This window comes from Arthrobacter sp. zg-Y895 (assembly GCF_020731025.1).
GTDB lineage: Bacteria > Actinomycetota > Actinomycetes > Actinomycetales > Micrococcaceae > Arthrobacter_B.
Map to the genome: position 1 here is coordinate 125,538 of NZ_JAJFZY010000005.1, position 13,852 is coordinate 139,389.

Here is a 13,852-nt window from a genome sequence, read left to right on the forward strand (position 1 = left end):
GCCTACTGCATGGTGAAACGCCGTGCAACGACCCCGCCCAGCGCCGGGACCTGGAACATCCGTTCCAGCCCGGCGTTGCGCAGGGCCATCACCCCCGCAGGCAGCGGACGGCCCAGCGCCATGTTGATCTGTGCCTGGGCGGAGGCGACGGCGGCGTCCCGGCGGCGGCGTCGTTCGAACTCCCGCAGCTCCCTGCCCACCGGTTTACCCTGCAGGGATGCCGCGATGATCGGGGCAACGGCAGCGGCGTCCAGCCAGCCCAGGTTCATCCCCTGCCCGCCGATCGGACTGATCTGGTGCGCCGCGTCCCCGATCAGGACCGTGCGTCCGGAAACCAGCCGGGGCGCCCGGCCGATCTGTACGCCGAAAGCACTCAGCATGGAGCTTCCGTCCACCTCCAGCCGGTGCCCGGTCCGCCGCCGCACCAGCTCCGCTAGACCGGAGGCAGTGGGATCCTGCTGCAGTGCATCGGTATGGACCACCCACCGACGCAGGCCTCCGGGCAGTGGAAAAGACTCCACGATCCCCTCCGCCTCGAGGTAAAGCACGGCCAGCGTCCCGTCCCCGGTGCCGTCCGGGAAGTCGCCCATCAGATAGGTATCCGGCAGTTCGCGCGAAGCCCAGCCGCCGCCCAGTGCGGACCGGATCGATGACCGGGCGCCGTCGGCCGCCACGAGGAGGCCCGCCTCTGTGGTGAAGGGTTCTTCGCCGTGGATCCCGTGCACCCGCACGTCGGCGCCGTTGTCGCTGAAGGTTTCCACCCGGGCGCCGCGGATCAGTGCTCCCGGGTCGAGGGCCCTGAGGCGTTCCTCCAGCAGCTGTTCGGTTCTCATCTGCGGCAGGGTCAGCACAAAGGGGTACCGGGCCGACGCAGCGGCGAAGTCCAGCCGGGCCACGGTCCGCCCGGCGCTGCGGGCTTCCCCCTGGCTGATCCGGATCCCTTCCCGCGTCATGGTGTCGGCGATGCCGGCCTGCGCCAGGGATGCCAGGGCCGGAGGATGCACCCCGATGGCCCGCGAATGCCTGCTGCGGTTCAGCCGCTGTTCCAATACCTGGACGGATACCCCCGCCTGGAGCAGCAGGACGGCCAGATACATGCCCACCGGCCCGCCGCCCACCACCACCACATCGGAAGAGCGGCGGGGAATGCTGCGGGGAGCGGGCGAGGCGGCTTGTTCCGCGGCGACGGACGGCAGCTCAGCCCGCACGGTGGTCGGCTCCCCGGGAGCACGGTGGATGCAGCAGCAGGTTCTGCCACGGCCGCTGCTGCAGGCTCTGCCAGCCCTGGGGTGTCACCTCGGCGATTTCCGCCGCAGTGAAACTGCGGCGGATGGAGGTCAGCCCGTCGGCCCGGATGAACGAGCCCGGGAAAAACGGCAAGGTTCCGACCGAGAACAGGGCATAGGCCCAGCGGCTGCGCTCAATGTCGCTGTGCAGGCAGAGCCTGCGGCCCAGCCGCCTCGAGTCCGCCAGCAAGGCCTGCAGTTCCGCGGGCGCCAGATGGTGGAGCATATGGTTGGAAATCACGACGTCGTAGGAACGCCCCTCCGAGACCAGCTCGCTGCTGTACGCCTGGCGGAAGGACAATCCCGGCAGCGGCGGCAGCGCGGAGGCGAAGGCGTGCGCCCTCGGATCAGGGTCAATGGCGGTGATCTCCACGGCAAACCCGTCCCTGCGCGCCCAGCGGGCAATGCAGCGGGGAACGTCCCCTCCGCCGGAACCGATATCCAGCAGCGTGCCACCGCCACTCGCCGCGAAGATCGGACGGAGATACCGGACGTAGTTGCGCCGCCACCCCGAGACCACCGCATTGACCAGCCAGAACTGGGCGTAGGTACGCTCGAGGCGCTGCAGGTCGGCGTCGGGCCGGTCCATTTCCTCCACCGCGTCCACTGCCCGGGTGGCCATGGACGGAAAAACGGCGATCATACTGCGGCGGGGACCTCTGCCGGCGCAGCCTCCGCTGGCTCTGCCAGATCCACAGACACCGCTGCCGACGGCTGCACCGGACCGCCGACCCGGGTGAACAATCCCGTCTCCACGGTGAGGCCCGGGCCGAAGGCCATGGAGCAGATCCGTTCGTTGCCCCCGCTGAAGGGCTGTTCCAGGATGTACTTGAGCACGAACAGCACGGTGGCGCTGCTCATGTTGCCCACGGTGCGCAGGGTCTCCCGGGCCGGCACCAGCTGCTGTTCGCTCAGCTCGAGTTTCGCCTCGACTTTATCCAGGATGCTGCGGCCGCCGGGATGGATGGCCCAGTGCTCGATCTCCCGGTAGGGCCGGGAGCTGACCGATGCGTCGTGCGCCAGCAGGGGTTCCAGGGCACCGACAATGTGGTCGTCGATGATGTGCGGGACGTAGGTGCCCAGCACCATCTCGAAGCCTTCGTCGCCGATGTTCCAGGCCATGGCCTCCTCACCCACCGGGGTCAGGATGGTTTCGAAGTGGTCCAGCTGGATGGCCGGTCCCGAGTCCGGAAGGTCTTCGCGGGCGGTGATGATGGCCGCGGCGGCACCGTCGGCGAAGAGTGAGGACCCCATGATGGCGTCCGGGTCATTCGACGTGCGGACGTGCAGGGAGCACAGCTCCGCACTGACCACCAGCACCACGGAACCGGGATCCGCCTCGCAGAAGGATTTGGCGGCGCGCATGGCCGGGAAGGCTCCGTAGCAGCCCATAAAGCCCAGGTGGTAGCGCTGCACGGACGGATTCAACCCCAGCGCCCGGGTCACCTTGTAATCCGGGCCGGGGTTGAAGAAGCCCGTGCAGGACACGGTGATCACATGGGTAATATCCGACGGGGCGATACCGGCACATGCGTCCAGTGCCTTGGATGCGGCCTCGATGAAGAGTTTCGTGGCTTCCACCGCGAAGATGTCATTCCTGGTCTTGGTGCTGGGCCGCAGCAGCAGGCCGCTGCGGGCATCGTAGAACTTCGGATTCTCCGAGGTGTCGGTGAGCGAAAGTTCAGCCAGTGCCGTACGGCGGGTGTCGATGGCCGCCGAATCGAAGCAGGTACGCACCAGCCGCTCACCCAGCCGGGTCAGGCCGGGCTGGGCTGCGAACGTGTCGCGGACTTCGGACTGCACCAGGACAGTGGGCGGGATCGCAGTTTCCAGGGACCTGAGGGTAACCGTCATAGTCCATTGTTAAGGGATGGTGATGCTCTGCACAATGGTTGGGGTAACTGAACGATTCGGCCCGGCTACTGGTTTCGCGGCTTGAGGCGTTCAAGCTACTGAGGGCGGACGGCGGATGCGACCTTGCCGCGTGGCCGCGCTGAGGCATACCACTGGCGGCAGAGCAGCACAATCAGCACCAGTTCGAGGATTCCACCGCCGTAGTACATCACCAGCGCCCCGTGTTCCGCAGCCGTAGCCGGGATACCGGGAGGCGGGTCGGCGTAGATGCCCTTGGCGAGGATATTGTGCGCAGCGATGGAAAGCACCAGGACGGTTGCCCGCAGCCGATAACCGGCCCGGTGCGGGGAGGGATCCCGTCCCACTATGGAAGCCGTGAACAGGTAGCCCGCAGCCAGCAGGTGGAAGGTCACCAGCCAGTGCACCGGCATCGACTCCTGCATTGCCTGCAGCAGTCCGGTACGGAACATCAGGATCATGCCGCCGGTGTTCAGGAGTGCGGCAGTGACCGGGAAGGACAGGAACCGGGCGAACCTGCTGCGCAGCACCCGGGAGAGCCGGCGGGCCGGAAAAACATCGAGGGTGCGTAGTGCCAGGGTGAACGGCCGGGAGAGCACCAGCAGCAGCGGGGAGAGCATCCCGGCCAGGAGATGCGAAAAGCTCAGTACTGCGAAATCCCGATGCGCCAGTTCGGCCAAAGGGTTCAGGACCGTGACCAGCGCTGCGGCCACGCCCAGCGTGAAGAAAGCCGTCCGGTACCAGGGCCAGCGGCCGGAGCGCGGCGAACGCGCGCCCGCCCAGTAGGCAACCAGGGCAACTACGGCGGGAATGAAGAACAGCGACTCAACGGGAAAGTCGCTGCCGTGGTTATGCATCGGCTGAGGCTGTCGATTCCCGCGGGACGGCAGCGCGGGTGCGGTAGGTAAGGAACGCGCCGACAAGGATCAACAGCACCGCGATGGCGTTCCAAACCGTGTCGTACACGAGCAGATCCACCTCGTAGCGAATCTGGTGAAGCCCCATGAGCTTGTGCTGCACCGTGCCGTCATAGAGCTGGAACACTCCGGCACCCAGCAGGACGCCGCCGGTCCACCGCTGCAGGAGGGTTTCATGCCACCTGCGCAGATCGGCGAACAGGAAGAGGCCGGCTACAACGGCGAACCAGCCGAAGGCATGGAACAGCCCGTCCGAAAAGAGTCCAACAGACGTAGTGGAGCGGTCGTAGAAATGATGCCACTGGAGGAGCTGGTGGAAGATCACTTCGTCGACGAAGGCAGCCAGTCCGATCCCGAAAAGCAAGCCGGAAACCAGGTTGCGCAGCCGCGGAGAGCGGCGCTCGCGGAGGGGAGAACTCATGTTTCGAACATAACACCGGCACGGCACCGGCCGCAGGGGTGCGTGACATGCACGGCGTCTGCGGCAAGGATGGGAGCCATGTGGATAGGGGCGCTCGAGCTGGACCTGTTGCTGGGGGACGTGCATTCGCTCAAGGGGAAACGGTCGGTCGTCCGGCCCATCCTTGCCGAACTGCGGCGCAAATTCGATGTGTCCGCCGCAGAGGTCGGCTCCCTGGACCTGCACCGCCGGTCAGGGATAGGCGTGGGCATTGTTGCGGCGGACCGTGCCCACGTGGTGGACGTGCTGGATGCCGCGGAACGGCTGGTGGCGGGCCGGCCGGAAGTGGAGTTGCTGAGCGCCCGGCGTCAATTGTTCACCGAGCAGGACTAGTCGCCGCGCTCCGCATCCGCCCATCCGCCGGATAAATGGGGAACAATTGGCCGGGTGAGTCTTAGCACCGTAGAACCAGTCAATGTTTCCGGGTCCACCGACGAGCAGGTGATTGCCCAACTGGCCGCCGAGCTGGGGGTAGCGCCCTGGCAGGTCCGGGCGGCCGTTGGCCTGCTCGACGGCGGCGCCACGGTTCCGTTCATCGCCCGGTACCGCAAGGAGGCCACCGGCACGCTGGATGATGCCCAGCTGCGGGACCTGGACGAGCGGCTGCGGTACCTGCGCGAACTGCAGGACCGGCGTCGGGCCATCCTCGAGGCCATCGCTGCCCAGGGAAAGCTGACGGACGAACTGCGGGACGCCGTCGTCGGCGCCGAAACCAAGTCCCGACTGGAAGATATCTACCTGCCCTACCGCAGCAAGCGGCGGACCAAGGCACAGATAGCCCGGGAAGCGGGACTGGAACCGCTGGCGGATGCACTGCTGGCCGATCCCCGGCGTTCCCCGGACGCTGAAGCCGCGCGGTACGTGCGCGAGGGAATCCCGGATGCAGCCGAGGCGCTCGCCGGGGCGCGCGCCATCCTGATCGAACGGGCCTCACAGGACGCGGACCTGTTGACCGAACAACGCGAGAAGCTCTGGCGCCAGGGCCGGATGCGCTCGCAGGTGCGTCCCGGCAAGGAAGCCGAGGGGCGTAAATTCACCGACTACTACGACTTTTCCCAGTCGCCCTCCGGTATGCCGTCACACCGCGTCCTCGCCCTGTTCCGCGGCGAAAAGGAAGGCATGCTGGAACTGGCCCTGACGGAGGGGGATCCGGCCGATGCCGATGCCCTGGCTGCGGCCCGCGCTCGATACGAACGCTCCGTGGCGGCCCGTCTGGGGGTGGCGGACCGCGGGCGTCCCGCTGACCCATGGCTGATGACCACCGTGCAGCTGGCCTGGCGCCGGATCCTGGCCAAGCTCGCGGTGGATCTGCGTGTGCGCCTCTTTACGGACGCGGAAACCGAGGCGGTGCGGGTATTTGCGGCCAACCTGCGGGATGTGCTGCTGGCCGCACCAGCTGGGAACCGGACCACGCTGGGGCTCGATCCCGGGCTGCGTACCGGCGTGAAGGTTGCCGTGGTGGACGGCACCGGCAAGGTGGTTGCCACCGATACGGTCTATCCCCATGCGCCGGTGCGCCGCTGGGATGACGCCCTGGCCACGCTGGCCGATCTGGTGAAGCAGCACGGGGTGGAACTGATTGCTATCGGCAACGGCACCGCTTCCAGGGAAACGGATAAGCTCGCAGCCGAATTGATCCGGCAGGTGCCCGGCGGGTCCGTGCGCAAGCTGGTGGTTTCCGAGGCGGGTGCGTCGGTGTACTCAGCGTCCGCCCTTGCCTCGGCCGAGCTGCCCGGGATGGATGTGTCCCTGCGCGGCGCCGTCTCGATTGCCCGGCGGCTGCAGGATCCGTTGGCGGAGCTGGTGAAGATCGATCCGAAGTCCATCGGGGTGGGCCAGTACCAGCACGACGTGACTCCGGCGAAGCTGGAGCGTTCCCTGGATGCGGTGATTGAGGACTGCGTGAATGCCGTGGGGGTGGATGTGAACACGGCGTCCCCGTCGCTGCTGGCCCGGGTGGCCGGCGTCGGTCCGCTGCTCAGCGAAAACATCGTGGCTTACCGCAATGCGAACGGGCCGTTTGCCCGCCGGCAGGACCTGATGAAGGTGCCTCGGCTCGGGGCGAAGGCCTTTGAACAGTGTGCCGGGTTCCTGCGTGTCAGCGGCGGAAAGGAGCCGCTGGACGGGACCAGCGTCCACCCGGAGTCCTACCCGATTGCGCGGAAGGTCCTTGCCGCGGCCGGGGCGACCATGAGTGCGTCGGGAGCGGCCCTGGAGGGCGTGGACCCGGCAGCGTTCGTGGATGACCAGGTAGGCCTTCCGACCGTCCTGGACATCATCGCCGAGCTGCGGAAGCCGGGGCGGGACCCGCGGCCCGCTTTTGAAACAGCCAGCTTTTCGGAGGGAATCGAGAAGATTTCGGACTTGCGTCCGGGAATGATCCTCGACGGCGTGGTCACCAACGTGGCTGCCTTCGGAGCCTTTGTGGACGTGGGAGTCCACCAGGACGGGCTGGTCCATATTTCCGCGATGTCGCACACCTTCATTTCGGATCCACGCGAGGTGGTCCGGTCCGGACAGGTGGTGAAGGTCAAGGTGATGGAGGCAGACCCGGAACGGAAACGGATTTCGCTGACGCTGCGGCTTGACGACGACGCCGCGGAGCCGGGCGGCCGGTCCGGACGCCCCGCGCAGGGAAGTCGCAAAGCCGAGAGAACCAAGTCGGGCAGCCCCACGGCAGGCAGCACCAAGCCAGGCAATACGCAGTCAGGCGCCGCCAGGTCCAAAGCCGAGAAACCCGGCACAGCGAAGGCCGGCATCCCGAAGGCCAACGCCCCGAAGGCCAGCGCACCCACCGGGGCCATGGCGGATGCGCTGCGGGCGGCCGGGCTGCTGAAATAGCCCGACCGTCGCCTCTTGCCCCCGCTGGTTACTCGGCGGGGCCTTCGGCCTCGGCTGCTTCGTCCGCCTTGTCCTGTGCGGCAGGGACCGCGCCGGCGGGTGAGGTCCCCTGATCGTCGCGGATGTTGCCGGCGGAATGCGAGGCGCGGCCCGGTCTCCGGGGTTCGCCGGTGGGGCCGGGCTGCGGGGCGCTGGGACCGAGCGGATCCTCGGCGTCGTTTGCGGGGCCGGTGGGTTCAGTAGTCACAGTGTCCTCTCGGTTAGCCCTGGGCGAGGAGTTCGCCCAGCAGGCTGGTGTCCAGGGCGGCAAGAAGTGCCCGCGGGTTTTCGTAGACTTCCTGGGCGCCTGCCTCGCGCAGCTCGGCTTCGCTCGTGCCACCGCAGGTCAGGCCAATGGTGGGAATGGAGAGCTCCCCGGCTGCCTTGACGTCCCACACTGAATCGCCCACGAATACGGTGTTCGGGGCTTCCAGGCCACCGGCCTCCAGGGCAGCTTCGAGGATGTCCGGTGAGGGTTTGCTGGCTTCGGCGTCTGCGGAGCTGGTGGCATCGGTGATCGCGGAGTCGGCGTCGATAACGGTGCGCAGGTACTCGAGTTCGGCTCCGGAAGCGGAGGATGCCAGGACCACGGTGAGGTCTTTCTTCGAGCAGGCCTTCAGGAGTTCACTGGCGCCGTCAAAAGAACGCAGCGACGGCCACCAGGTGGAGAAGATGGCACCGTGTGTGGCATCGAGCTGCTCATCCTCATCCTTGTTTCGGTCTTCGCCCAGCAGGTGTTCCACGAGCTTGTCGCCGCCCATGCCGATGGCGCGGTGGATGGCGGACATCGGAACGTCATGTTCCATCCGGCGGAAGGCCTGCCACCACGCAACGGCGTGGAGGTAGTTGGAATCCACCAGGGTTCCGTCTACGTCGAAAAGAACTCCGCGCTTGCCGTTGTCCGAATTACTCATGGTGTGTGCCTCAGTTTTCCTTGGAGCCTGTCTGGTTCTGGTTCGAAGTCTAGTGGCCGTGCCGACGACGACGCCGCCTCCGCCGGCGTCGACCCGTTGGCTCCGTTGGCCGCCGTCGTCGCGCGAACCTGTCCGGGCGGGCCCAGGAAGGTACGCAGTTGTTCTTCGAGGATGCTGCGGTCCCGAAGTTCGCATTCCCAGACCACCAGGACGTCCCAACCTCCGGCCGCAAGCCGTTCCTGGGCCGCCGCATCCCGCTCGACGGTGCGTTTGCGTTTCGCGGCCCAGAACTCGCTATTGGTCTTTGGAGCGTGCTGTCCGGCCCGGCAGGAGTGGAAGTGCCAGAAGCAACCGTTGACGAAGAGGACTTTCCTGCGCCCGGCGAAAACCAGGTCAGGTTTGCCCGGAAGGCTGGTCTTACCGAAGGAGCCGTGCAACCGGAACCGGTAACCCGCGGCGTGGAGGATTCCGCGGATCAGGAGTTCAGGCTTGGTGTTCTTGCCCCGGATGCGCGACATGTTGCGGCTGCGCTGCTCCGGACTGACGGTATCGGCCATGGGTCCAGTCTAGGAACAGATCACAATTGCATTTCGCACTACTCGATTCTTGCGGCGGGGGATCCGCAAACTCATAAGGTGACTTAGCATTGAAGGCACTGATAGACCCCTTACAAGGAGGTAAGCGATGTCGGGCTACTTCAAGCTGGTGGACGCCCACGAGGGAAGTTTCCGCATTAAGCTCATTGCCGGCGACGGAACGCTGATGGCAGTGTCCACGACTTTTGAAACCAAGCAGGAAGCAGCGGCTGGGATCGCGCAGCTGCGGGAGATTGCGGGAACAGGTCCTGTAGTCGACCAGAGCCGGGATTCGGATGTGCTGGGCGAAGCCAAGAAGTCGGCCCCTAAGGCAGCAGCCAGCTGACGACGACGAACAAACAAAACAGGCCTTCGGCTCCCTAACCGGGAACCGGAGGTCTGTTCCGTTGTCGCAACGCTTCCTCACCGCCGGGCGCAGGCTCCAGGCCCGGGCCCGGGCCGAAAAACCCCACTCAGGCCTGGTCTTCGCCACCTTCGGCCGGCTCCTGAGTGTGCTCGCGCTGCTCGTTTTCCTGCTCGTTGGTCTCACCTTCGGACGGCTCCTGCGAATGCGTCCGGTTGGAGTCTTTTTCCTCGTTGGCGCTCTGTTCGCTCATGCGGTTTCTCCGATTCGTTTCCAGCCGACACCGGCATACGCCGGCTCTAGCGGCCCTATCTCCAGTCTAGAAACCTCTGCCCGAGTCTAGAAGCCCTTAGGGGCACACACGGGCTTGAGGAGCGGCTGCGGACACGCCTGCACCAAGCTGCTGGCCAGTACCCGTTGTCGCCGGTAGCGTGAGCCGGATGCAGCCAAAAGACGCGGACGTCATTGTTGTTGGAGCCGGGCTCGCCGGCCTGGTAGCCACAGCCGAACTCGTGGACGCCGGACGCTCGGTGATCCTGCTTGAGCAGGAGGGATCCCAGGGGCTGGGCGGCCAGGCGTGGTGGTCCTTTGGCGGGCTTTTCCTGGTGGATTCGCCTGAACAGCGCAGGCTCCGGGTGAAGGACTCCGTGGAGCTTGCCTGGCAGGACTGGCTGGGCACCGCGGGTTTTGACCGCGAGGAGGATTATTGGCCGCGGAAGTGGGCCGAAGCGTACGTGCATTTCGCCGCAGGGGAGAAGCGGGCGTGGCTGCAGCAGATGGGGCACCGGATCTTCCCGGTGGTGGGCTGGGCCGAGCGCGGCGGATACGGCGCCAACGGACCAGGGAACTCCGTTCCGCGCTTCCACATCACCTGGGGCACGGGGCCGGGGATCACCGCGCCTTTCGAGGCCAAGGTGCGCGACGGCGTCGAACGCGGGCTGGTGCGTTTCGCGTTCCGCCACCGTCTCGATGACCTGGTCCTGACCGGGGGAGCCGTGACCGGCGTGCGCGGCAGCGTCCTGGAGCCGACGACGGCGCCGCGCGGCACCGCGTCCAGCCGCAAGGTCGTCGGGGACTTCGAATTCAGTGCCTCCGCCGTGGTGATAACCACCGGTGGCATCGGCGGGGATCATGATGCCGTCCGGGCAGCGTGGCCCCGGAGGATGGGACCTGCGCCCACGAACATGCTCAGCGGGGTGCCCGAGCACGTGGACGGGCGGGGCATCGGAATTGCCCAGGCTGCCGGCGGGCGGGTGATCAACCCGGACCGCATGTGGCATTACGTGGAAGGAATCCGGAACTGGGACCCGGTTTGGAAGAACCACGGAATCCGCATCCTGCCCGGTCCGTCCTCGCTGTGGCTGGACGCGGCCGGAAACCGCCTGCCGGTGCCGTTGTTTCCGGGTTTCGACACCCTGGGCACCTTGGAGCACCTGCGCCGCAGCGGCTCCGACTACAGCTGGTTCATTTTGAACAAGGCGATCATCCGCAAGGAATTTGCGCTTTCCGGTTCCGAACAGAATCCGGACCTCACCGGAAAATCAGTCCGGGACGTCCTGAAGCGGGCCACGGCCGGAGTGCCTGCCCCCGTCCAGGCGTTCCTGGACCACGGTGAGGACTTCATTACCGCCAATTCCGTCGAGGAGCTCGTTGCCGGCATGAACCTGCTGGCCAAAGGTTCGTCCGTGCATGGCGACGCGCCGGAACTGTCGGCGGAGTCGGTGCGGCATGAACTGGAATCCAGGGACCGGGAAATCCGCAACCCGTTCACGAAGGATTCGCAGGTGACCGCCATCCGCGGGGCACGCACCTATCTGGGGGACCGGCTGATCCGCACCGCTGCACCCCACCGCATCCTGGATCCGAAGGCTGGACCGCTGATCGCCGTGCGCTTGTCCGTATTGACCCGCAAGACCCTCGGCGGGCTGGAGACGGACCTGCAGTCCCGGGTCCTGGCCGACGACGGCGCCCCGGTCCCCGGCCTTTTCGCAGCAGGGGAGGCCGCCGGTTTCGGCGGCGGTGGAATGCACGGCTACCGCTCGCTGGAAGGGACGTTCCTCGGTGGGTGCCTGTTCAGTGGACGAGCTGCCGGCCGGGCTGCGGCCGGCTAACCGGACTCCCAAAGACCGCTGGCCGGGACACCTTGGAGGTGGCCCGGCCAGCGGAGGTACAGTTTTGCGGTGCAGCGGGTTTAGCCGGCGTAGCCCAGGGACTTCGCCTGGCGGTACTGCTTCATCTGGTTGAAGTAGGCAGTGGCCGGGGCGGTAAAGAACAGCACCACGGCGGCAACGATCAGCAGGATGGAAACAAGGCTGAGGATCCCCTCGAGGGAGCCGTTGATTCCGACCAGGCCGAACAGGGAAAGCGCAGCGAACACGGTGATGACGATGCGTGCCCAGTTGTGTCCCTTCCGTGCAAACACGGCGAACAGGACGCTGACCGCAACACTGATCACGCCGATCACAACGCCGGTAACAATCCCGATGGTTACTGCCGTGTCCGCTTCAGCGGAGCTGAGCCCGCTGACCCGGGCAAGTTCGCTGCGGCCCTCATCCGACATCAGGGTGACAATGGAGAGGATTCCGGCAATGAGGCTGACAACGGCGGAGGCGATCAGGAGCCAAAAACCACGCTCCACTGCGGCCGGACGCTCCGGCGCGGCAGGAGGGGCAGCAGGTTGTCCCCCGCTGAAGGCGTTGTAGTTGTAGTTCGAAGGCGTACTCATTTTTCCCCTTAGGTGCTTTGGGCCAGCGGTTTGCGGAAATGACAAAACGCTCGTTTCGGCCCAGCGTAGCCAAGATTTCGCCACTGCGCCTCCCCACTCCGGGGGAGATTCACGGTGTTTTTATCCGGATGGAGCCAAGGCCTGAGTCCGCCGGAAGGATTACCCGGGCACCGCCGGCTTTGGCGCTGCGCCCGGTGGGGTTTCCGCGCAGGAATAACGCCGCCACCGCCGCAGTTGAGATGAACATGCAAAAGCATGAAGAAGAGTCCAACATGGTGGATCGCAGGATTGTCGTGGTTTCGGGCGGCCTGGGTATTCCGTCGTCGTCCCGGATGCTTGCCGACGCCCTGGCAGCGGCGGCCAAGGCTGAAATCGAGGGGCTTGGGCTGAGCGCCAGCGTCACGACCTTCGAACTGCGCGAATACGCCGTCGACATAGCCAACAACATGGTGACGGGTTACGCGGCGCCGCGCCTGGAAGCGGCGATTAATGAGCTGATTGCCGCTGATGCGCTGGTGGCAGTCACTCCGGTCTTCACCGCGTCCATGAGCGGACTGTTCAAGTCTTTCTTCGACGTCGTAGACAACACCGCACTGGACGGCAAACCGGTACTGCTCGGTGCAACCGGCGGCAGTGCCCGGCACTCCATGGTCTTGGACTACTCCCTGCGTCCGATGTTCAGCTACCTCCGCGCGCGGGTGGCTCCAACCGCTGTCTACGCCGCACCGGGCGACTGGGGGACGGGCGAAACCGGTACCGGTTCCCTGGATCAGCGGGTCCGCCGTGCTGCCGGAGAACTGGTGGCGCTGCTGGGGGATGCCCCGGTGCAGAAGCGCCGGGATCCGGCGCAGTCTCTGTCCTTCGAGGAACTTCTCGCCCAGACACAGCGCAAGTAGTTACGGAGCGCTAGTAGTTACGGACCGCTAAACCTACGTGTCCACGCGGGGGCCGGACGCGACGTCGCCGTCCCACCCCAGATTGCCGGCCATCCGCTGCAGGACGGCAAGCAGTGCGGTGTATTCCTCTTCGGTGATGTTGTCCGTCATCAGTTGCCGAATCCGGTCCACCGCACCGCGGAGATTCTCCAGGCTTCGGCTGCCAAGGTCGGTGAGCTGGTACTGGCCGTTCTCCAGCAATACCCAGCCGGATTCCCGCAGTTCCTCGATAAGCTCCGCGGAGGTGCCGGTTTCCACCGCGGGAAAGTAGGGGCGCAGGCCGTCCGACAGCTCTTTTTGGGTAGCGGGGCCCTCAACCAGCAGGTTCATCATTTGCCACTGCCGGCGGGTCACGCCATGTTCTTCGAAGCTGGCGCCAAATTGGTCGTCGACCAGCTGGTCGACGAGCTTGAGCCAGAATCCGATGGGACGCTCCTGATTCGCCATCACTCCACTGTACAAATCAAACCCCGTGCAGGGAATGGCAGTGGTGCAGGCAGTAGGCCGCCGTCGAAGAGGGCTTGGGCGCCACGCCGGACCAAGCACCAGGGTTCGGCTCAGTCGAAGCGGGCTTGGGTGCCGCACCGGGGACAGGGGGCGGACCGGGCCAGGTCCAGGCACACCGCGCACACGGGAAGGTCGCCGGTATCGTCCTGCAGCGGACGGTTGGGCATCTGTTTGCCGCAGTAGGGGACCGGGCGGCGTGCACGGCTGCGTGCCCGCCGCTTGCAGGGGGTGCAGAAAATGTGCACCAGATCGTCTTCATCCTTGGGGCGAGTCTCGACCGGCCGGACCAGCGTTGATTCCTGGACGCTCATTGCCTTTCCTTGGTACGCATGTTGCTCGGCCCGACGCCGTCCGACGGCGGAAGCGGGCCCTGTTTCCAAAGTAACCGGTTCCATGCGCCGTAGAATCTGGCCGATC

General features: G+C 66.0%; 16 protein-coding genes and 1 pseudogene. 5 read left to right on the forward strand and 12 right to left on the reverse strand.

Going from position 1 to position 13,852, the window contains the following annotated elements:
* Positions 1-2: 2 nt before the first annotated feature.
* The 5 genes from LJ760_RS11520 to LJ760_RS11540 all read right to left on the reverse strand — a co-directional run bounded on the left by LJ760_RS11520 (position 3) and on the right by LJ760_RS11540 (position 4,496).
* Positions 3-1,208: an FAD-dependent oxidoreductase gene (locus LJ760_RS11520; RefSeq protein WP_227923091.1), complete on the reverse strand. Its 1,206-nt coding sequence runs from the start codon at positions 1,206-1,208 to the stop codon at positions 3-5.
* Positions 1,198-1,929, reverse strand: a complete 732-nt coding sequence (locus tag LJ760_RS11525; protein WP_227923093.1) for a class I SAM-dependent methyltransferase — start codon at positions 1,927-1,929, stop codon at positions 1,198-1,200. Before LJ760_RS11525 ends, LJ760_RS11520 begins: the two co-directional genes overlap by 11 nt.
* Entirely contained in the window at positions 1,926-3,140 is a 1,215-nt protein-coding gene (locus tag LJ760_RS11530) for a type III polyketide synthase (RefSeq protein WP_227923094.1), read from the reverse strand. The genes LJ760_RS11525 and LJ760_RS11530 overlap by 4 nt, the downstream gene beginning before the upstream one ends.
* A gap of 95 nt (positions 3,141-3,235) precedes the next feature.
* Positions 3,236-4,015, reverse strand: a complete 780-nt coding sequence (locus LJ760_RS11535; RefSeq protein WP_227923095.1) for a cytochrome c oxidase assembly protein — start codon at positions 4,013-4,015, stop codon at positions 3,236-3,238.
* Positions 4,008-4,496 (reverse strand): DUF2243 domain-containing protein, encoded by a 489-nt coding sequence (locus tag LJ760_RS11540; RefSeq protein WP_227923098.1) that lies wholly within the window; start codon positions 4,494-4,496, stop codon positions 4,008-4,010. The genes LJ760_RS11535 and LJ760_RS11540 overlap by 8 nt, the downstream gene beginning before the upstream one ends.
* A gap of 78 nt (positions 4,497-4,574) precedes the next feature.
* On the opposite strand from LJ760_RS11540, the gene LJ760_RS11545 reads away from it, so the two are divergent.
* Together LJ760_RS11545 and LJ760_RS11550 are read left to right on the forward strand one after the other, a co-directional pair.
* On the forward strand, positions 4,575-4,868 hold the full coding sequence (locus LJ760_RS11545; protein WP_227923100.1) for a DUF503 domain-containing protein: 294 nt from the start codon (positions 4,575-4,577) through the stop codon (positions 4,866-4,868).
* 54 nt (positions 4,869-4,922) lie between these two features.
* Positions 4,923-7,376 carry a Tex family protein gene (locus LJ760_RS11550; RefSeq protein WP_227923102.1) on the forward strand — a complete coding sequence of 818 codons (2,454 nt, stop codon included), beginning with the start codon at positions 4,923-4,925 and terminating at the stop codon, positions 7,374-7,376.
* A gap of 28 nt (positions 7,377-7,404) precedes the next feature.
* On the opposite strand, the gene LJ760_RS11555 is transcribed toward LJ760_RS11550, so the two are convergent.
* From LJ760_RS11555 to LJ760_RS11565, 3 genes and pseudogenes are all read right to left on the reverse strand, one after another.
* Positions 7,405-7,623 (reverse strand): hypothetical protein, encoded by a 219-nt coding sequence (locus LJ760_RS11555; protein WP_227923103.1) that lies wholly within the window; start codon positions 7,621-7,623, stop codon positions 7,405-7,407.
* A 13-nt stretch (positions 7,624-7,636) separates the two neighbouring features.
* Entirely contained in the window at positions 7,637-8,329 is a 693-nt protein-coding gene (locus tag LJ760_RS11560; RefSeq protein WP_227923104.1) for an HAD family hydrolase, read from the reverse strand.
* 143 nt (positions 8,330-8,472) lie between these two features.
* Positions 8,473-8,886, reverse strand: a pseudogene (locus LJ760_RS11565) (very short patch repair endonuclease); the annotation flags it as partial.
* Positions 8,887-9,013: 127 nt separating this feature from the next.
* Between LJ760_RS11565 and LJ760_RS11570 the strand changes: the two are divergent.
* Entirely contained in the window at positions 9,014-9,250 is a 237-nt protein-coding gene (locus LJ760_RS11570) for a YegP family protein (protein WP_227923105.1), read from the forward strand.
* Positions 9,251-9,377: 127 nt separating this feature from the next.
* Here the strand turns inward: LJ760_RS11570 and LJ760_RS11575 are convergent, their stop codons facing one another.
* Positions 9,378-9,521 carry a hypothetical protein gene (locus LJ760_RS11575; protein WP_227923106.1) on the reverse strand — a complete coding sequence of 48 codons (144 nt, stop codon included), beginning with the start codon at positions 9,519-9,521 and terminating at the stop codon, positions 9,378-9,380.
* 187 nt (positions 9,522-9,708) lie between these two features.
* Here LJ760_RS11575 and LJ760_RS11580 point away from each other — a divergent pair, with 187 nt between their 5' ends.
* Positions 9,709-11,379, forward strand: a complete 1,671-nt coding sequence (locus LJ760_RS11580; protein WP_227923108.1) for an FAD-binding dehydrogenase — start codon at positions 9,709-9,711, stop codon at positions 11,377-11,379.
* Between the two features lie 80 nt (positions 11,380-11,459).
* Here the strand turns inward: LJ760_RS11580 and LJ760_RS11585 are convergent, their stop codons facing one another.
* The gene (locus LJ760_RS11585; RefSeq protein ID WP_227923110.1) at positions 11,460-11,993 is read right to left on the reverse strand and encodes a hypothetical protein; all 534 of its coding nucleotides are present in this window, start codon (positions 11,991-11,993) and stop codon (positions 11,460-11,462) included.
* Positions 11,994-12,238: 245 nt separating this feature from the next.
* Here LJ760_RS11585 and LJ760_RS11590 point away from each other — a divergent pair, with 245 nt between their 5' ends.
* Positions 12,239-12,889 carry an FMN reductase gene (locus LJ760_RS11590; RefSeq protein WP_227923112.1) on the forward strand — a complete coding sequence of 217 codons (651 nt, stop codon included), beginning with the start codon at positions 12,239-12,241 and terminating at the stop codon, positions 12,887-12,889.
* Positions 12,890-12,922: 33 nt separating this feature from the next.
* On the opposite strand, the gene LJ760_RS11595 is transcribed toward LJ760_RS11590, so the two are convergent.
* Together LJ760_RS11595 and LJ760_RS11600 are read right to left on the reverse strand one after the other, a co-directional pair.
* A complete protein-coding gene (locus tag LJ760_RS11595; protein WP_227923115.1) occupies positions 12,923-13,375 on the reverse strand; it encodes a MarR family winged helix-turn-helix transcriptional regulator in 453 nt (150 codons plus the stop codon).
* 110 nt (positions 13,376-13,485) lie between these two features.
* The gene (locus LJ760_RS11600) at positions 13,486-13,746 is read right to left on the reverse strand and encodes a hypothetical protein (protein ID WP_227923117.1); all 261 of its coding nucleotides are present in this window, start codon (positions 13,744-13,746) and stop codon (positions 13,486-13,488) included.
* Positions 13,747-13,852: the final 106 nt, after the last annotated feature.